Annotated in this window: 16 protein-coding genes; 11 read left to right on the top strand and 5 right to left on the bottom strand. The window is 49.1% G+C overall.

The genetic code is table 11. The features are described 5' to 3' along the window. The first annotated feature begins 11 nt into the window (after positions 1-11). Together trmD and rplS are read left to right on the top strand one after the other, a co-directional pair. Entirely contained in the window at positions 12-746 is a 735-nt protein-coding gene (gene trmD, locus NW199_RS06055) for a tRNA (guanosine(37)-N1)-methyltransferase TrmD (protein WP_022472162.1), read from the top strand. 217 nt (positions 747-963) lie between these two features. Beyond that, entirely contained in the window at positions 964-1,326 is a 363-nt protein-coding gene (gene rplS / locus NW199_RS06060; RefSeq protein WP_249092018.1) for a 50S ribosomal protein L19, read from the top strand. Between the two features lie 137 nt (positions 1,327-1,463). On the opposite strand, the gene potE is transcribed toward rplS, so the two are convergent. The 3 genes from potE to NW199_RS06075 all read right to left on the bottom strand — a co-directional run bounded on the left by potE (position 1,464) and on the right by NW199_RS06075 (position 5,958). Continuing rightward, the gene (gene potE / locus NW199_RS06065) at positions 1,464-2,792 is read right to left on the bottom strand and encodes a putrescine-ornithine antiporter (protein WP_258333951.1); all 1,329 of its coding nucleotides are present in this window, start codon (positions 2,790-2,792) and stop codon (positions 1,464-1,466) included. 102 nt (positions 2,793-2,894) lie between these two features. Further along, entirely contained in the window at positions 2,895-3,836 is a 942-nt protein-coding gene (gene rsgA, locus NW199_RS06070; RefSeq protein ID WP_258333952.1) for a ribosome small subunit-dependent GTPase A, read from the bottom strand. Next, positions 3,808-5,958: a M48 family metalloprotease gene (locus NW199_RS06075; protein ID WP_258333953.1), complete on the bottom strand. Its 2,151-nt coding sequence runs from the start codon at positions 5,956-5,958 to the stop codon at positions 3,808-3,810. Before NW199_RS06075 ends, rsgA begins: the two co-directional genes overlap by 29 nt. A gap of 43 nt (positions 5,959-6,001) precedes the next feature. Here NW199_RS06075 and orn point away from each other — a divergent pair, with 43 nt between their 5' ends. The 8 genes from orn (at position 6,002) to NW199_RS06115 (ending at position 15,023) form a co-directional block, all read left to right on the top strand. Continuing rightward, positions 6,002-6,571 carry an oligoribonuclease gene (gene orn / locus NW199_RS06080; RefSeq protein WP_022472864.1) on the top strand — a complete coding sequence of 190 codons (570 nt, stop codon included), beginning with the start codon at positions 6,002-6,004 and terminating at the stop codon, positions 6,569-6,571. Positions 6,572-6,712: 141 nt separating this feature from the next. Beyond that, positions 6,713-6,982, top strand: a complete 270-nt coding sequence (gene rpsO / locus NW199_RS06085) for a 30S ribosomal protein S15 (protein WP_022472865.1) — start codon at positions 6,713-6,715, stop codon at positions 6,980-6,982. A gap of 188 nt (positions 6,983-7,170) precedes the next feature. Then, positions 7,171-9,348, top strand: coding sequence for a polyribonucleotide nucleotidyltransferase (gene pnp, locus NW199_RS06090; protein WP_022472866.1), 2,178 nt, complete (start codon positions 7,171-7,173; stop codon positions 9,346-9,348). A gap of 104 nt (positions 9,349-9,452) precedes the next feature. Next, positions 9,453-10,439, top strand: a complete 987-nt coding sequence (locus NW199_RS06095; protein ID WP_258333954.1) for an HlyD family secretion protein — start codon at positions 9,453-9,455, stop codon at positions 10,437-10,439. Positions 10,440-10,445: 6 nt separating this feature from the next. Further along, positions 10,446-12,173, top strand: coding sequence for an ATP-binding cassette domain-containing protein (locus NW199_RS06100; RefSeq protein WP_258333955.1), 1,728 nt, complete (start codon positions 10,446-10,448; stop codon positions 12,171-12,173). Continuing rightward, positions 12,170-13,264 carry an ABC transporter permease gene (locus NW199_RS06105; protein WP_258333956.1) on the top strand — a complete coding sequence of 365 codons (1,095 nt, stop codon included), beginning with the start codon at positions 12,170-12,172 and terminating at the stop codon, positions 13,262-13,264. Before NW199_RS06100 ends, NW199_RS06105 begins: the two co-directional genes overlap by 4 nt. Beyond that, positions 13,261-14,358, top strand: coding sequence for an ABC transporter permease (locus tag NW199_RS06110; protein WP_258333957.1), 1,098 nt, complete (start codon positions 13,261-13,263; stop codon positions 14,356-14,358). Before NW199_RS06105 ends, NW199_RS06110 begins: the two co-directional genes overlap by 4 nt. Next, complete coding sequence (locus NW199_RS06115; RefSeq protein ID WP_022472871.1) at positions 14,355-15,023, top strand: TetR/AcrR family transcriptional regulator; 669 nt, start codon at positions 14,355-14,357, stop codon at positions 15,021-15,023. The genes NW199_RS06110 and NW199_RS06115 overlap by 4 nt, the downstream gene beginning before the upstream one ends. A 23-nt stretch (positions 15,024-15,046) precedes the next feature. On the opposite strand, the gene NW199_RS06120 is transcribed toward NW199_RS06115, so the two are convergent. Beyond that, positions 15,047-15,973, bottom strand: a complete 927-nt coding sequence (locus NW199_RS06120; RefSeq protein ID WP_258333958.1) for a 2-hydroxyacid dehydrogenase — start codon at positions 15,971-15,973, stop codon at positions 15,047-15,049. Positions 15,974-15,984: 11 nt separating this feature from the next. Next, on the bottom strand, positions 15,985-16,551 hold the full coding sequence (gene yjgA, locus NW199_RS06125) for a ribosome biogenesis factor YjgA (protein WP_022472873.1): 567 nt from the start codon (positions 16,549-16,551) through the stop codon (positions 15,985-15,987). A 96-nt stretch (positions 16,552-16,647) separates the two neighbouring features. Here yjgA and uvrB point away from each other — a divergent pair, with 96 nt between their 5' ends. After that, the gene (gene uvrB / locus NW199_RS06130) at positions 16,648-18,678 is read left to right on the top strand and encodes an excinuclease ABC subunit UvrB (RefSeq protein ID WP_258333959.1); all 2,031 of its coding nucleotides are present in this window, start codon (positions 16,648-16,650) and stop codon (positions 18,676-18,678) included. Positions 18,679-18,745: the final 67 nt, after the last annotated feature.

An 18,745-nucleotide genomic window follows, 5' to 3' on the forward strand; every position in this document is an offset into this window, starting at 1 on the left:
AGAGATTGACCATGCGCTTTGACGTCATCACGCTGTTTGAACCGATGTTTGATGCTGTAACTCAAAATGGCATCACGTCTCGGGCTATGCAAAGAGGACTTTGGTCGCTCAACACTTGGAATCCACGAGAAGAGACCGAAGACAATCACCGAACGATTGATGATCGGCCTTTTGGCGGCGGACCGGGCATGGTGATGATGGCTGAGCCTTTGGCTAGAACGCTTAAACGAATCAGACGTTCAGGTAACCGCGGTCGGGTGATCAGTTTTGCTCCCAACGGTACGAGGCTTACCGATGAGACGGTGAGGCGTTGGGTGGCCGATAACGAAGACATGGTTTTGATCTGCGGTCGATATGAAGGCATCGATCAGCGCTTTTTGGATCATTATGTTGATGAAACGGTGAGTGTGGGCGATTTTGTTCTCTCAGGCGGAGAACTGGCTGCAATGATTTTGATTGATGCGGTGGTTCGTCAGTTGCCGGGGGCCATCAAAGAACTCTCGACTTTGGATGAATCCTTTTCAACCGGTCTTTTGGATGCGCCGCACTACACAAGACCCGAGGTTTGGGAAGGGGAGACGGTGCCGGAAGTGCTTTTAACAGGGCACCATGCCAATATTGCCAAATGGACTCGAGAAAAAGCGCTGGAAATCACCTTGAGGAGCCGCCCGGATTTAATTGAGAAAGCCAGGTCTTGCGGGAAACTTACCAAGGCCGATTTGCTTTGGCTCAAAAAGAACGCCTAGTTGGTTTGATACAGGGGCGGACAATCGCAGAGAATCTATCCCAATGATTGAATCAACTTCTTGATGCAAAAAGGAAAAGATTGCTATACAATAGCGATCTTTCTGTTCGGTTGAACAGGAAGTATTTTGTTTAATTAAAACCCATCCTATCGGTGACGACGATGCGCGGACATTGGATCCGATCGCAGGTCACATGATGATGGTTTTGGAGAAAAAAATGAATCTTATCCAAACGTTGGAACAAGAAGAAATCGCCCGCGTGACCGCTGGCAAGACCTATCCTGAATTCGCTGCCGGTGACACGGTTGTCGTGAACGTGAACGTTGTTGAAGGTTCCCGCAAGCGCGTCCAAGCTTACGAAGGTGTTGTGATCGCTCGCCGCAACCGCGGTTTGAACTCCTCCTTTATCGTTCGTAAGATCTCCAGCGGTGAAGGTGTTGAACGTACGTTCCAACTCTACGCTCCGACGATCGCCAGCATCGAAGTGAAGCGTCGCGGTGATGTTCGCCGTGCCAAGCTCTACTACTTGCGTGATCGCGCCGGTAAGGCTGCCCGTATTAAGGAAAAGCTCTCGAAGTAATTCGAGTCTGATCCGAAAATACAGCACCTGCTGTTTAGACTTCGCAAACGGTTGGCAAAAGCCAACCGTTTTTGTTTTAGCAAGAACAAAAAAAGGCACTCAATTTTGCGAGTGCCTTTTTGAAAATGACGTATTTTTTATTCTTGTCCCTGCAGTTTGCCTTTAACTTCAAGAGACTTTGCAGCGTAGCCATAAAGCCAAATACCGACAAAGGTGGCTAATGCACCCCACATCATGGCCTTGGGGCCGCAGGCATAAAGTGCGTAAAGCGAATAAGCTGAAGCGAAAGAAGCGATGATTGTGGTGCGCTTAACGATAGACGGATCAACCGGTTCTCGATGCAAGATTACGTTCACGGCAGCAAAGGCCAACAGGTACGGAACCAGATTGGTGACCACAGCTAAATCTTTAAGAATGTAGAACTGTTGTTCCAATCTCGGGTCAATGGTGAGCAAAGCAGCAAGAGACTGCAAAAGCAAAATAATCACAATCCCTGCAATCGGAACGTTCAAAGCGCTGACTTTGGCAAAAATTTTCGGGAAATAACCCTCTCTTGCCGAGACACGGAATACTTCAGCAATCGTAAATTGCCAACTGGTCAAACACCCGGCACAGGCCAGTGCCATCAAAGCCATGACAAATTTGCCGACTTCAGGCGAAAACATGGTTGCAAACACCAAACCGAACGGGGCGGTGGAGCGAGACAGCACAGCGTTGTCAACGATGCCGAAACTGATGTTATTGGCCAGAATATAAACAACACCGGCGCCGATCGTGGCAAGCACCATGGCACGGGGAACCGATTTTTCAGGATTTTCCACCGCTTCGGAATTCGCGCAGGCGGTCTCTAATCCCAAAAAACCCCATAGCGTCATGGAAATGGCCGCCGACAGTCCTTCAAAAGGTGTGAGGTTTTGCGGATTCCAGGCTTCAACATAGCGGTCAACCGAGAACCAATTCCAGCCGATGACGGTCAGCACCAAAATGGGAATCAAAATTCCATAGTTGGAAAAATGAGAAAGTCTTCCGATAAAACGGGCGCCACCAATGTTAGGCAGGCTGCAAAGCCAAATGACAAAAATACTGGCTAGGCCCATTTCCAAAGGAGTCAGTGCCCAATCGAAAAGCACCATGACGTAGCCAACGATGGAAATGGCAATCGTCAAATTGGCGATGATCAACGATACGCCGTAGCTGAAATTGGCGATGAAGCTGCCGGACTTGCCGAAGGCGTAAGACGCATAGCCGCCTAAGCCGCCGCTTTTTCTGCTGAACATGCCGCATTTGGCAAACGTGTAGGCGATGGCGGTGGCACCGCTGATGGTCACTAACCAGGCCAAAATGGACTGAGTTCCAACTTCGGCAAGTTTAGTGGGCATCAAAATGATGGATGATCCCAGCATGTTGAGCATGACGGCCATCGTCAATTGCAGGCACGTCATTTTCGGCTTTTCAATGGTGGCCATAGTTCTTTTGTCAGTTATCTTTCAGTAGGTTGAAAAAAGTCCTGGGATTGTACCGAAATTAACTAAAGAATCAAAGAGATAGAAAACAGAAAAATGAAGTCTTTACCACGTGTTGGATTTTTCCAATTGAGTGGCGATCGCGCAGTAAAAGTCATAGCGCTCTTGCGTAATGGCTCCTTCTTTGAGTGCTTCTTTAACTGAGCAACCCGGCTCTTTGAGATGTTTGCAGTTGGCAAAGCGGCAGCCGCCGGTGTGAGAGGCAATATCCGGCATCGCCCCGATGACATCATTGAGGGTAAGGTGAGCAAGTCCGAACTCTTGAAAGCCCGGCGAATCAATGACAAAGCCCTGAGCTCTGTCTAAATCGTAGAGCGTTGTGACCGTCGTGGTTTGGCGCCCTAAATTGAGTGCTTGAGAATACTCTTGGGTTTTAGCGTTGGCGTCTTTGACCAAAAGATTTAAGATCGTGGATTTCCCCATCCCGGATTGACCGACCAAAAGTGAGCGTCGTCCATTGAATATGTCATCCAATTCTTCAATGGTTTTTTCAGAGGCTATTTCAGCGCTGATGGCATGCGTTTCATAACCCAAGGTTGAAAGGGATGTCAGAAAATTTTCAGCCTCAGAAGAACCTTCGGTTAGGTCTGTTTTATTTCGTATGACGATAGGGTGTACGCCCGCAACGTGTGAAGCTAAAAGAGCCTTCCAGACAAACCAGGGATTAAAACGAGGATGGGAGGCGTAGACGATGACAAGCGTATCGATATTGGCGGCCAGTGTTTTGGTTCGCCATTCATCTTGTCTGAATAAAAGACTGAAGCGTTTGGCGACCGATTCAATAGCAACAGTATTGTCAACGGCAGCTGAGCAGAGAACCTCATCGCCTACAACCACATCGGCCTTTTTACCCCTTCGATGAGCTTCATAAAGATTGCCTTGATCGTCCCGCACAAAGTGGTGCCGCCCGTGGCAGGAGACCACTTGAGCATGAAAGCAATTTGTGCGGCGTTGATCTTTAGGCGGCATTGGAATGAGTTTTCTCAAAAAGTTCTCGCTGACGCTGAGTCATGATTCTCAGAGCAGTCGCTCGGCGTGAGGCTTTCCCGAAAAGGGGAACATCATTGGTTTGAGTTGGTTCAGCTTCACTTTCAATTGCAGGAGCAGTCGTTTCTTCGTTTGAAACACTCGATTGCGGCACTTCTGGCACAGCAATTTCAGCGCTTTCCTCTTGAATGGAATTCTCAGCGGTTTGCTCAAGAGGTTTTTCTTGGCTCTCGTCCAAAGTCTCTTCGGTCGGCTGTGAAGATTGGGGCTCTTCGCTCACAGGCGGTGTTTCCACCTGAACGGCTACCGAGGGGGCTTCCTGTTTTTTTACCTCTTCGAGAGGCAATGCAACCTTCTCGTCATTTGAAACGATTGGTGTTTGTAAAGCAGGCTCAGCGGGTTCTGAGGATTGCGTCGATTCTTCAACAATTTCAGAAGCCGGGGCAACAACCTTTTCATCGGGCTTTTCTGAAGCGTTTTTAGATTTTCTGGCTTCGCGTAATTTTTGGACAATATCACGCAGACCATCCAACAAGCTCTTGCCATACATCGGATGAGTGATGTTGGATGCGGCTAGATCTTGCATCGCCTCTTCATAGTGAGGATCTCGGTAGGCTTCAAGCGGCAAAGCCGGGCGTACACCCATTTCACCCTCGGCTTTTTGTTTGAGGGCTTTTTCAAATTGACGACTTAACTTGTGTAGTCTCTTTTCTCTGGCTTCCGCATCCAAGACTTTTTGTTCCTGTTTGGAAATAAGAGCCGAGGAGACATTTTCGAGTTGATGCAATACCGTCAGGTTGTCGTTGCGTAAAGCCTCTTCTTGACGACGAGCTTCGAGAATTTCAGATTTGCGCTGCACGTGGCAGATACGAGCCATCAGGCTCGGTTCATGGGAAAAGAGCAAATCGAAAAAGCCAAGCGTTACGCTGGAGTGGCGCATCGGCGTGGGGAAAAGCTCAATTAACGAATTAACCGTGACTTTCAGCCCCGTATGCTTCATGGCAAAAGTGTCGGAAGCAAAAATCAGATGGCGCAGGAACGCGTCCATCGGGAGTCTGAAAGGAAAGAGCAACACCGGCAGTGCCACAATGGCAAAAGTGAGCACAGAACCGTAGTAAGGGCCCGGGCCATAAACTCGGAAGCCGATTTCGTCTAAAAACCATGACTGCGGAGCAAACCAAGCGAGGAAAGCAAAGACGAAAAAGCCTGCGAGTGCGCACAAAAACCATGCCTGAAAATACATATGGCTGAGGTTGCGGGACAGGGCATGGGCGGCGACGGCTTGCAGGTCAGACAGTGTCATGCGGTTATAGATGTCGTGACGGAAAAAGAGTTTGACACCATGTCTGTGGCCGAAAGCAAATGCCGGCGGCAATTCCTCATTGTCTTTTGCTTTAGCCACACGAATTTCAGCCACACTTAATCCCGCTTTTTCACCCAAGGCATCAATGACGCGCTTGAGTTCATCGTTATGAGCCAGTTGGGCACGATCGGGCTTAAAAAGATAAACCAAACGTCTGGCGAGATTTAGGGAAAAGACCAGATAAACGGCAAAAATAGCCCAACCGAGAATCCACCACATGGGGCCGCTGTTTTGCCACAAAAATAAACCGATCCAAAGAAGAGGCAAAACGGTGAGCCATCCCAAAAGGGTGGTTAACCAGTAATTTTTAAACCAAGACGAGGGGTCTTGTTTTGTGTAGCCGAATGCTTCACGCAAATGAAATTCTTTGTACCAGCAAAACGGCAAGTCACAAAGAACGAAAATAAAACCGATGCTTGCCGGCAGCATCCAATGGAAGGCGAACTGGTCTCCGACCGTATTCATCAGCCAATCGGAAATCGTGTTGATGCCGTTGCCGGCCGTAAGATAAATAATCAAAAGGGTGGTCACCGTGACTTCAAGCCAATTGAGCTTAGTACGGGCAATATCGTAATGGGCAGCCTTTTTGTGTTGCGGTAGAGTGATCTTTTCGCGCAAGGGTTCAGGCACCTCATGGATCGTGCGCTTGAGGTGTATGATCTCGGCCAGACAAGTAACGCTGTGTACCAAAAAATAAAAGCACAGCGCGGCCAAGAAGACTTGAGCAAAAGTAAAAGTCATCGGTAAATTATGAGACAATATCGTTTCCAAACGGTTCATTTTAAAGGATTTAGGCTACAAAATGGCGACTGAGTTGCAAAAAGATCCCCTCTTTAGCGCGGACAATTTAATTTGGGTGGATATGGAAATGACCGGGCTGCAGCCTGAAGTCAATCGCGTGATTGAAGTGGCAGCCGTGATCACGGACGCGCAGCTAAATGTTATTCATGAGTGCCCCGTCATAGCGATTCATCAATCGGCTCGAACGATGGGGTCAATGGATGCATGGAATACGGAAACACACGGTCGTTCAGGTCTCATTGACCGAGTGCTTGCCTCCAATATCGATGAAGAACGCGCAAGCGACATTCTTTTGGCTGAATTTGCCCGCTTTGTGCCCTGCGGTAAAAGTCCGATGTGCGGCAATTCGATCGGTCAGGACCGTCGTTTTATGGCTCGTTGGATGCCGAGACTTGAAAGCTATTTCCATTACAGAAATATCGATGTCTCGACTTTTAAGGAATTGGCCAAGCGTTGGGCACCGTCTGTTCCCAACAGTTTTAAAAAGAGTACGCGCCATGAAGCGCTTTCCGATATTTTGGAAAGCATTGACGAGCTCAAACACTATCGCAAGCACTTGATGAATTGCTGAGTAAGCGTTTGGTTGGAAAAAGCTTGAAAATTTCGCAAGATAGCACTCGAAAAAGTTTTTATTTTCGGGTACAATTGCGGTCTTTCCACGACGTGGCCTAACTTCCACGTTCGCATGTTTAATTTTTTTAAAGGTTAGAAAATGTCTGTTCAAGATATCAAAAAGTCTGAAATCGTTGCCAAGTTCCAACGCAAGGAAGGTGACACGGGTTCTCCCGAAGTTCAAGTGGCTTTGTTGACGGCCCGCATTAACGAATTGACCCCGCACTTCAAGGAACACGCCAAGGACCATCACTCCCGCCGCGGTTTGTTGAAGATGGTGTCCCGTCGCCGCAAGATGTTGGACTACCTCAAGCGCACCGATTTGGACGCTTACCGCAAGTTGATCACGGATTTGAACTTGCGTAAGTAATTCGAGACGGCTTTCTCAAAAGCGACCTGCATTGACAGGTCGCTTTTGGTAAGTTTTGAAGGTTTTGGGAAAAGACGAGGTTTTTGTTTTCGGTTTGTGCGTTGCGATGTGAGGGTTTTTAAGTCAGAGCGTTCACACCGCAGCGTATCGAAAACACGTCTTTTTCCCTTTTTTAAGGAAGAAACGAAATGACGATGTTTAATAAAGTGAGCAAGTCTTTCCGCTTCGGTGACCACGACGTCACTTTCACCACCGGTGAAATTGCCCGTCAGGCTTCCGGTGCTGTGATTTGCCAAATGGACGATACGGTGGTTTTGGCTACGGTTGTGGCTAAGAAAGAAACCAAGCCCGGTCAAGACTTTTTCCCGTTGACGGTCGACTACATTGAAAAGACCTACGCAGCCGGCAAGATCCCCGGCGGCTTTTTCAAGCGTGAAGGTCGTCCGAGCGAAAAGGAAACGTTGACGAGCCGTTTGATCGACCGTCCGATCCGTCCGCTTTTCCCGGAAGGCTTCTTCAATGAAGTTCAAGTGATTATTCACGTGTTGTCCGTGGATCCGGAAGTGGATCCGGATATTCCTTCCATGTTGGGTGCTTCGGCTGCTTTGTCCATCTCCGGTATCCCGTTTAACGGCCCGATCGGCGCTTGCCGCGTGGGTTACATCAACGGTGAATTCGTCTGCAACCCGAAGTTGTCTCAGATGAAAGACAGCCGTTTGGATTTGGTCGTGAGCGGCACGGAACGCGCAGTGCTCATGGTTGAATCCGAAGCCGATTGCTTGCCTGAAGACGTGATGCTCAACGCCGTGATGTTTGGTCATGAACAGCAACAAGTGGCCATCAACGCGATTAACGAATTGGTTGAAGAAGCAGGCAAACCCGCTTGGGATTGGCAGCCCGCTCCGAAGAACGAAGCCTTGATCGCTCGCATCGCTGAATTGGCAACCGAAGAATTGAAGGTGGCCTATGGCATCCGCAGCAAGCAAGCCCGTACGGAAAAATTGCGTGAAATCTACGCCATGGTCGATGAAGAATTGGCCAAGGATGAACGCTTCTCTGGCGACAACGAAGTTGATCCCAACGAAGTGGCCGGCATCCTCTTTGAAATGGAAGCCAAGCTCGTTCGCTCCAACATTTTGAATGGCGAACCGCGTATCGACGGCCGTGACACCAAGACTGTCCGCCCGATCGAAATCCGCCAAGGCGTATTGCCCCGCACGCACGGTTCTGCCTTGTTCACCCGCGGTGAAACCCAAGCATTGGTTATCACCACGTTGGGTACCAAGCAGGATGAACAAATCGTTGACGGTCTTTTGGGTGAAACGCATGAACGTTTCATGCTTCACTACAACATGCCCCCGTTTGCCACGGGTGAAACCGGTCGTGTCGGCAGCCCCAAGCGCCGCGAAATCGGTCACGGCCGTTTGGCTAAGCGCGCATTGACCGCTGTGTTGCCCTCTGAAGAAGATTTCCAATACACAATCCGCGTGGTTTCCGAAATCTGTGAGTCCAATGGTTCTTCTTCCATGGCCAGCGTCTGCGGTGGATGCTTGTCCTTGATGGATGCCGGTGTGCCCCTGAAGGATTATGTGGCCGGCGTTGCTATGGGCTTAATCAAGGAAGGCAACAAGTTTGCCGTCTTGACCGACATTTTGGGTGATGAAGATCACTTGGGTGATATGGATTTCAAGGTGGCCGGTACTGAAAACGGTGTCACCGCCCTTCAAATGGATATCAAGATTGAAGGTATCAATAAAGAAATCATGCAGGTGGCTTTGGCTCAAGCCCATGAAGGCCGTCAGCACATTTTGAATGAAATGCGCACACAGGCTGCGGGCGGCGCCAAGGAATTGTCCCGCTTTGCTCCTCGCATGATCACGATGAAGATCAATCCTGAAAAGATCCGTGACGTGATCGGTAAGGGTGGTGCTGTGATTCGCGGTATCACTGAAGAAACCGGTGCCACGATCAATATCGAGGATGATGGCAGCGTGACGATCGCTTCTGTGGATCCGCAAGCCGGTCTTGCCGCCCAGAAGAAGATTCTTGAAATCACGGCTGAAATTGAAAAGGGCCAAATCTACGAAGGCACGGTAACGCGCTTGTTGGATTTCGGCGCTATCGTTCAGTTGTTGCCGGGCAAAGACGGCTTGTTGCACATCAGCCAAATCGCCAACCAACGCGTTAACGCTGTCTCCGACTACTTGAAGGAAGGTCAAGTGGTTCGCGTGAAGGTGATCGAGGCCGATGAAAAGGGTCGTGTCCGCTTGTCAATGAAGGCTCTCTTGGAAGAAAAGAAAGAAGAAGAGAAAAAGCCTGAAGAAGCTCCCGCGGCCGAACAACAACCGGCTCAAGACGCTCAATAAGCTTGATCGCTTAGTTTTGTAAAAAGACTCCCACTTCGGCAAAAGAGGTGGGAGTTTTTTATGGTATATAATTTAAATTGAAATTTAAATTTAAAAAAATTCTTATGCCTTTTCCTTCCTTATCTCAGAAAAAAGTGGCCATTGTGGCTCTTTTAGCCGCCGCTGCAGTCGGTGGTGTCGGTTATTGGCACTGGAGTCAGCCCCAGGCTCAACTGAAACTCTACGGCAGCATTGATATGCGCACAGTCGATTTGGCTTTTGAAGAGTCCGGTCGATTGCAGACGGTTTTATTTGAAGAAGGTGGCTCGGTAAAAGCGGGTGAAGTGATCGCCAAGCTCGATGACAGCCGATACAAAATTGCTCGCGATCAGGCCGCTTCGCAAGTGGGAGTGGCGCAGGCGCAGCTCGCGCTTTTACTGGCAGGGACTCGAGCCGAAGAAATTGATGTCGCTCGAGCGCGGCTTAAGGCAACGGAAGCAAATTTGGTGCTCTCTGAGCGGACCTGTAAGCGGCACAAGGATATGGGGAAGGCTTCCAGCGCTCTGGCTCGTGATCAGGCATGCTACAAAGCCAGTGCCGACAGGGCAGCAAGGGATGAAGCAAAACGGACCCTGGAAATGCTCTTAGCAGGTACGCGTGCCGAAGAAATTGAAGTTGCGCGTGCAACGCTTAAACAAACGCAAACGCAGCTTGCTGATGCCGAGCGGGCTCTGAATAACTGCCTGCTTTATGCGCCCGCAGACGGCGTGATTCGATCTCGTCTTAAAGAGCCAGGCGATATGGTCGGTGCAAGCACCCCCATTTATGAAATGGCGTTAATGAATCCGCTTTGGGCGCGGGTTTACATAGATGAACCCAATTTAGGCCGTATCACAATGGGGCAAAAGGTTGCCGTCAGTGTGGACAGTTTCCCCGATAAAACCTTTGATGCTACGGTCGGCTTTATTTCTTCAGTGGCCGAATTTACCCCCAAGACTGTTCAGACTGAAGCCATTCGCACCAATTTGGTTTATGAGGTGCGTTTAACGGTAGACGATCCTCAAGGATTGCTTCGTTTAGGGATGCCTGTGACAGCTCGACTGTTGAAGTAAGTCATCATGTCAGAACTTTCATCCATCACTTTGGAGTCAGTGTCACGCTTTGAAAAGGGTGTAACTTCGCCTCTTTTGAAATCCATTAAGGCGGATTTGAAAAAAGGACAATTGATTGCAGTGGTCGGTGCCGATGGTGCCGGTAAAACGACGTTGATGCGTGTGATGGCTGGCTTACTGAAACCCCAAGAGGGGGCTGTCAAACTATTTGGCGAGAAGCTTTATTCAAAAGAGTTGTCGCGCCTGCAAACGTTATGCGGCTACATGCCCCAGCAGTTTGGTCTTTATACTGATTTAAGCGTTAAAGAAAATCTCACGCTTTACGCTGAACTATTTGGCTTAAGTGAGGTGGAAAGAAAAAAACGATTCACTGAACTTTTGTCCATAACGGGACTGACAGACTTTACCGCTAGGCCTGCCGGTAAATTATCCGGAGGAATGAAGCAAAAGTTAGGTTTAGCCTGTGCACTCTTAAACCATCCGAAAATTCTCCTTTTGGATGAACCGAGCGTAGGCGTGGATCCGTTATCCAGACGTGAGCTTTGGTCAATTTTGAAGAAAAATGTTCACACTGAGGCGATGACCGTTGTCGTGGCGACGACCTATATGGACGAAGCCGCGCTTTGCGATGATGTGTTGATTCTTGAAAACGGTGAAATTATCCTGCACGATAGCCCTCAAGCCATTGCCGCTCTGGCAGACGGTTTAGCCTTTAATGTCAAAGTGCCTTCTGGCACAAGAGTAAGGGATCTGCAGGCACAATTGCTTGACGATACGGACTATATTTTGGACGCTGTGCCCCGATCGGGTTATGTGCGGGTGCTGCTTCGTGACTATGCAGACAGAGAGTCCCTCCAAGAAAAATATGGACTCCAATTTGAGCCTGTGGCAGGAGGTTTGGAAGAGGGCTATTTAGTCAACCGCGCCAAAACAGTGCCCCGTCATCCGTATTCAGTCATTGCACAAAGTTCTGCGCAACTTCCGAACACTTCAAACGAATCTGTTGTTATCGCCAAAGATCTGGTCAGGCGTTTTGGCTCTTTTACCGCGGTTGATCGAACATCTTTTGATGTCAAAGCCGGTGAAATATTTGGATTGTTGGGACCCAATGGCGCCGGTAAAACGACCACTTTTAAGATGCTGTGCGGTCTTTTAAAGGTGACCTCCGGAGAGCTTGAGGTGGCGGGCGTCAATGTTTTAGATAGCCGCGAAGAGGCCCGAGAGCAGCTCGGTTACATGTCTCAGAAATTTGCGCTTTACGGTGACTTGAGTGTGAGCGAAAATCTGGACTTTTTTGCGAGCGCCTATGGTTTAGCCGGGCAGGAGAAAGCGCAGCGGATAGACTTTTTGTTGAATGAATTTGAATTGATGTCATTTTCAGCTGCGCAGGCAAAAACCTTGCCTGGTGGCATCAAACAGCGCTTGGCCATGGCTGTCGCGTTGATTCACAATCCTAAACTTTTATTTTTAGACGAGCCGACAAGCGGAGCGGATGTGCCGACTCGCAGACAATTTTGGCGCTGGATGACAGCTCTGAGCCAAACAGGCACAACCATTATCGTGACGACCCATTTTATGGAGGAGGCTCTTTACTGTGACAGGCTTCTTATCCAAGATGGCGGATTGCCGCTTATTATGGGCTCTCCTGCCGAGGTGCGCGGGCAAAGTCTGAGTATGGACGAGGCGTTTATCAGGGTTGTCAAAGAGTTTCGTGCTCAAAGGAGTCAATCATGACGCAAAGGATGGATTTCTGGCGTCATGTTTACGCCTTAAGCTTAAAAGAGAGTCGCCAAATTATTCGGGATAAAAGCGCTATTTTGGTTGGCGTCGTCTTACCGCTCATTTTGCTGATTTTATTTGGTTACGGTATCTCTTTTGATGTGAAGGATATTCGTTTGGCTGTGGTCAGCGATCAAAACAGTTCTCAGACAACGCTCTACACGCAGGCTCTGGTCAATAATGATTCATTTGATGTCACGGTGGTTCCTACCCGCAAAGAGGCGCTCGAAGCTTTGGATCGCTTTGACGTGGAGGCTGTTATTGTTTTTGAAAAGCGTCCCGTAGCCCATGAAACGCAGTTGTTGATTGACGGCATTGATGCGCCGCGCGCCACCATGATTGCCAATGCGGTGATGTTCACTGTTCAGACGGCGGGCTCCGCAGCGACAGAGCCTTCCGGTATCACGGTCATTCCTCGTATCTGGTTTAACGAATCGGCCGAAAGCCACTGGTATTTAGTGCCCGGTCTCATAGTCATCATTTTGACCATGATCGGGACGATGTTAACCGGCTTGGTGATTGCTCGAGAGTGGGAGCGGGGAACAATGGAAGCCTTGCTTGCCACGCCGATTTCGCCCTGGGCATTGTTGCTGTCGAAAGTTATTCCCTATTTTGTTTTAGGGGCTTTCGGCTGGGCGCTTTGTATGTTGGCCGCGGTCTTTGTCTACCATATTCCGATTCGAGGTGGTTTGGGACTGATTACTCTTTCGTCTGCGATTTATCTTTTGGTGAGTCTTTGCATCGGATTGGTGATATCGGGAGCAACACGCTCGCAGTTTTTGTCTTCACAAATTGCGCTCTTGGCAAGTTTTTTGCCGGCTGTGATTTTGTCGGGTTTTATCTTTGATTTAAGAAGTGCTCCGGATTGGGCCAATGTCATCGCTTACGCCATGCCTCCGGTTTATTTTCTGGAACTTTTGAAAGTAGGTTTTCTTACGGGAGGCATGCACGCACTGGTGGTTAAAAATCTTTTAGTGCTCACCGCTTTTGCCGCGGTGCTCGTGTTGCTTGCACGTCATTTTTGTCAAAAGAGGGTGCGGGTATGAGTAAGCGGATGATACGTTTTCGGGCACTGGTTCGAAAAGAGCTTTTGGCGACACTAAAAGAGAAGACGAGCCGAATGATTTTGGTCGGTCCCTTGCTTTTGTACATCATTTTGTTTGGCTACATTGCTAGTTTCAATTTGAATCACATTCCGTACGCGCTGTGTGATTTGTCGGGCTCCGAGGCTTCCTCTCAGTTTGTTCGTGCAGTAGATAACAACAAAATTTTCGAACGTGTGGCCACTGTCCAGAGTGTCTCTCAAATCAAAGCGCTCATGGATGAAGGCGAGGCTCTTTTAACCGTGGTGATTGAGCCGCAATTTGCTCAGCATCTCAAAGAAGGCAAAAGCGCGCAAGTTCAGGTCGTCATCGATGGGCGCAATTCAACGACCGCTCAATTGGCCGCCGGTTATTTGACGCAGATCGCTCAGACGATGAACGCCACGCTCACGGGTGTGCCCGAACTGATAAAAACGCGATTTTTATTTAATCCCAATGTCATCACTCAATGGTTCATCATGCCGGGCTTGATTGTCATGCTCTCCATGTTGCAGGTGGTTGTGCTGTCAGCCTTGTCGGTGGCGCGGGAAAGGGAGCAGGGGACGTTTGAGCAGCTATTGGTTTCGCCTTACACAACGGCTGAACTGCTTGCCGCCAAATCCATTGTTCCCATATTAATCGGGCTTTTTCAAAGTACGTTGATCTTTTTGGTGGATCTATTTTGGTTTGAGATCCCCATGGGTGGCAGTGTGCTAGCCATGTATTTTGTTCTTTTGTTATTCATCCTCTCGGTCGTTGGATTGGGTTTGGCGGTTTCTGCCTACAGCCAAACGATGCAGCAGGGGTTATTGATTGTTTTTGTCTTTTTGGTGCCGATGGTGCTTTTATCGGGCTTGTTCGCTCCGGTGGCCAATATGCCGCAATGGATTCAGCTTCTCACTTACGCCGATCCGCTGCGCTTTACATTGTCAGCCGTCAGGCGAATTTATCTCGCGGGAGCGCCATTGTCTGCGGTGCTTGTGTCAATGTGGCCGGTCGTTGTGATGGCCGCGGTGACTTTGCCTGCAGCTTATTACTTTTTTAAGAAACGACTATGAGAAAACAAACAGCAAGAATTCGCGGTGACGGCGAAAAAACACGTGAAGCGCTCATTGAGGCTGCGGGCACTTTGGCAGCAGAGCGAGGCTGGGCCAATGTGGCGGCTAAGGACGTCTGCGACATGGCTGGCGTCAATTGCGCGAGTGTTAACTATTGGTTTGGCGGACGCGATGAACTGTATGAAGCGGTTTTATCAAGAATTCCTGATACGATTTTCAGTCAAGAGTTGGAAATTGAGATGGTTCAGTATGAAACGGCCCAGGAAGCCCTGCAGTACTTTTTCACCCACCATCTGGAACGCGTGGATGATAAACGCAGCTGGCCCATGCGCGTTTGGGCTCGCGAAGTAACTGGAACGCCCTCGGAAAATATTCTGAGTTTAGCTAGAAAAGTTGGCGTGATGCGCATTAAGGCGCTTCAGCAGTTTTTTGCTGATTACCTGGGAGTCGATGACTATCGGGATCCGAGAGTCGGGGCCGCTTTTATGACGGCCATGTCAGCGGTGCTGATTCATATGTTGGTTGCGCCCGAATTAAGAAACATTGTGGTGCCGGGATTTGTTCACGAACGCAGTCGGATGAATAATCTCATTGTTCGCCAGGTGATGGCGGGACTTGCGTTTATGAAAGACAATATCGCCAAAGAAAAGGCGCAAGACCGATAGGTCTTGCGCTATGGAAGAGTTCTTTAAATCACTCGATTGGGAGCGGTGCCGGTGGCAAGGAATGCCTGAATATTTCCAAGCGCTTGCAGCCCGGTACTCTCTCGAGCTTCAAAGGTGCCGCTTGCGATGTGCGGCGTGATAAGAAGATTATCGAATTGAGCTAAACGTTGATCAATGGCGGGTTCGCCCTCAAAAACGTCAAGCGCGGCACCGGCGATGTTTTTCTTCTCCAATGCCTCAATTAACTGGTCGGTATCCACCAACTCTCCTCTTCCGATATTGATGAGGAAACCTTGGGGCCCCAGGGCTTCGAACACTTCGCGGTTGGCAATATGGTGTGTCGAGGCACCCCCCGGCATAGCTAGGACCAGAAAGTCAGACCATGCAGCCAATTCTTTGAGATTTTCAAAGCGTTGATACGGCACATCGCAGGCACTTAAATTTGTGTAGCCGATCTGCATCTTAAAACCTTCGCCGCGGCGAGCGATTTCCCGGCCGATATGACCAAGACCTGCGACTCCCAAGCGTTTACCACTGATGCGAGTGGTGAGGGGAAAGCCCGAGAAAGTCAAAAGTTTTTCTCTGGCATGAGTGAGCGCCTGAGGAGTTTGGCGGGCAAGCGCTGTAAGAAGCGCCCAGGCAAAATCGGCCACATCATCGCTTGTTGCAGTCGGAGCATTGGTCAGAACAATTTTGCGTCGCTTCATTTCCTCAAGGTCAAATTTATCAAAGCCCACACCAAGGCTGGCGATCATTTTGAGATTAGGAAAAGATGATAGAAGCTCTTGCTGCATCGATACCGGAGGATTACTGATGACGATTTCGACATCATCGAGTTCAGAGCGTTCTTCCTCACTTAAGTCCTGCCAGTACTGAATCTCTGCGATATCTTTGAGCCCATTTAATAGGCTATCAGGGAGAGGTTTTTTAAAAAAGCTCACAATTCGCACGATGCCACTCCTTATTCGTTTTCCTGATTGTCTTCTTTTTCAAGCGTTACTTCAGGGCTGACCATCGGATGGATGAGTCGGTAAAGTTCACGGGCGCTCTTTGGGGGTTTATCCATTTGGGCTTCTTTGCGTGCCGAACGAATGAGTTGACGCAAACTTTGAACATTGACGTCCGGGAAATCTTTGATAAAGTCCGTGAGGGCGGCATCGTCAGCAATAAGCTTATCGCGCAGACGCTCGGCTCTGTGGTGCGCGGCCACAGCGGCACGGCTCTCACCCGTGGCCATATCAATAGCGGCCCGAACTTTTTCAGGATCCAACCCATTCATGCGTTTGCCGATTAGCTGCAGCTGTCTGCGCTGAGCCCCGAAGGACTTCATTTTGGCGTATTCATCGATCGCTTCACGCACATCGTCGGGAAGCGGAATGCGGTTTAAAGTGTCCGCGCCGAGCTTGGTCATTTCTTTGCCCAAATCCTGCAGGGCTTGTAATTCTCGTTTAATTTGAGATTTACTCGGACGGTCATAGCCGTCTTCTTCGTCTTCAAAATCGTCGCGGTTGTCTCGGTATTGAGCCATGATCAAGTTATTCCTAAAGATAATAGACGGATTGTAACGGGAAATTTTCTTTTTCAGCATTATTATTGATGGGTTAAGACTATCTCGAGAAAGTTTGTGAGCGATATCGTTAAAACATTTCCCCATTCGCCATTTGAACTGCATGCTCCCTATGAGCCCTCCGGTGATCAGCCTCAGGCCATTGAAGAATTAAACGAGGGGCTCGAGAGCGGTTTGGCGTTTCAAACACTGTTGGGGGTAACCGGGTCGGGTAAAACATTTACGATGGCTAACGTCATCGCCCGTCAGGGCGTGCCGGCCTTGATCATGGCTCCGAATAAAACGCTGGCCGCGCAGCTGTATTCGGAAATGCGGGAATTTTTTCCCAATAACGCGGTGGAATACTTCGTTTCGTATTACGACTACTATCAGCCGGAAGCCTATGTTCCCAGTCGGGATCTTTTCATAGAAAAAGATTCGGCAATCAATGAGCACATCGAGCAGATGCGCTTGGCTGCCACCAAAAGCATTCTTGAGCGCCGTGACACCATTATTGTGGCCACTGTCTCGGCAATCTACGGTATCGGTAAGCCGGAAAGTTACACGCAGATGCGTTTGATTATGCGAACAGGCGATGTCAAAAGTCGTTCGGATTTTATTTCCCAGCTCGTTCGCATGCAGTACAAGCGCAGTGAAATGGATTTCGCTCGTGGCACCTTCCGCGTCCGGGGAGACACTATTGATGTTTTCCCGGCCGAACACGCCGAGATGGCGGTTCGATTTGAGCTTTTTGATGATGAATTGGAATCTATCGCGCTCTTTGATCCGCTTACCGGAAAAATTGTTCAAAAAGTCACACGTTTTGTGATTTATCCGGCAAGCCACTACGTCACTCCTCGTGATGAAATTCTTCGGGCGATAGAAACTATTAAAGAAGAATTACGGGAGCGAAAGAAGTTTTTCTTGGATGAGGGCAAATTCGTCGAAGCCCAACGCCTTGAACAGCGCACGCTTTTTGACTTGGAAATGCTCGATCAGGTGGGCTTTTGCAAAGGAATTGAAAATTACTCACGCCATCTGACCGGTTTGGCTCCGGGGGTTGCGCCCCCGTGTTTAATTGATTACCTGCCCTCGGACTGCCTGATGTTTTTCGATGAATCCCATGTGATGATCGGTCAGTTAGGCGGAATGTACAGGGGAGACCGTTCCAGAAAAGAAACGCTTGTGCTCTATGGATTCAGATTGCCTTCTGCGTTGGATAACCGGCCGTTGCGCTTTGATGAATTCGAACGCAAGATGCGACGCAGCATCTTTGTTTCGGCAACGCCCGCGGACTATGAGTTGGAGCATTCCTCCCAAGTGGTTGAGCAAGTGGTCAGACCGACAGGGTTGGTTGATCCGGAAGTGATTGTACGGCCGGCCAGCACTCAGGTCGATGATGTTCTTTCAGAAATTAATGAGCGGGTGAAAAAGGGCGAACGGGTTTTAGTGACAACGCTCACAAAACGAATGGCCGAAGATTTAACGGACTTTTTAAGTGACAACGGTGTCAAAGTACGCTATCTGCATTCCGACATCGATACGGTTGAGCGTGTGGAGATCATTCGCGATCTTCGCGCAGGTGTTTTTGATGTGTTGGTTGGCATTAACCTGTTGCGTGAAGGGTTGGATATTCCGGAAGTCTCACTTGTGGCTATTTTGGATGCCGACAAAGAAGGCTTTTTGCGAAGCGAGCGTTCATTAATCCAAACGATTGGCCGCGCGGCCAGAAATGTGGCGGGTACCGCTATTTTGTATGCCGATAAAATGACCGACTCGATGAAGCGGGCAATCGGAGAAACGGAGCGCCGCCGGGCTAAGCAGAAGGCTTATAACGAAGCGCATGGCATTACGCCTAAGAGTGTTAAAAAGGAAGTTCGCGACATTATTGACGGTGTTTATAGGCCTGACGCGCCCAGTCGGGAAGATATCGCGGAAAATGTGGGTTCGATGACCGAAAAAGAACTCTCAGCCCGAATTAAAAAACTCGAAAAAGAAATGTTCGAATACGCTAAAAATCTTGATTTTGAAAAAGCGGCTGCTGTACGCGACAAGTTGGCTGAATTAAAGAGCCGAGTGCTGGGAGCGGGCGTGCCGACAGAAACCTGACAAGGTGGACCGATTGCGCGTACGTCTAAATCAGTCGGTTTTCTTGAATAGACTAAAATAACAAAAC

The sequence above is a fragment of the Parasutterella secunda genome, from assembly GCF_024733725.1.
Lineage (GTDB): Bacteria > Pseudomonadota > Gammaproteobacteria > Burkholderiales > Burkholderiaceae_F > Aphodousia > Aphodousia faecalis.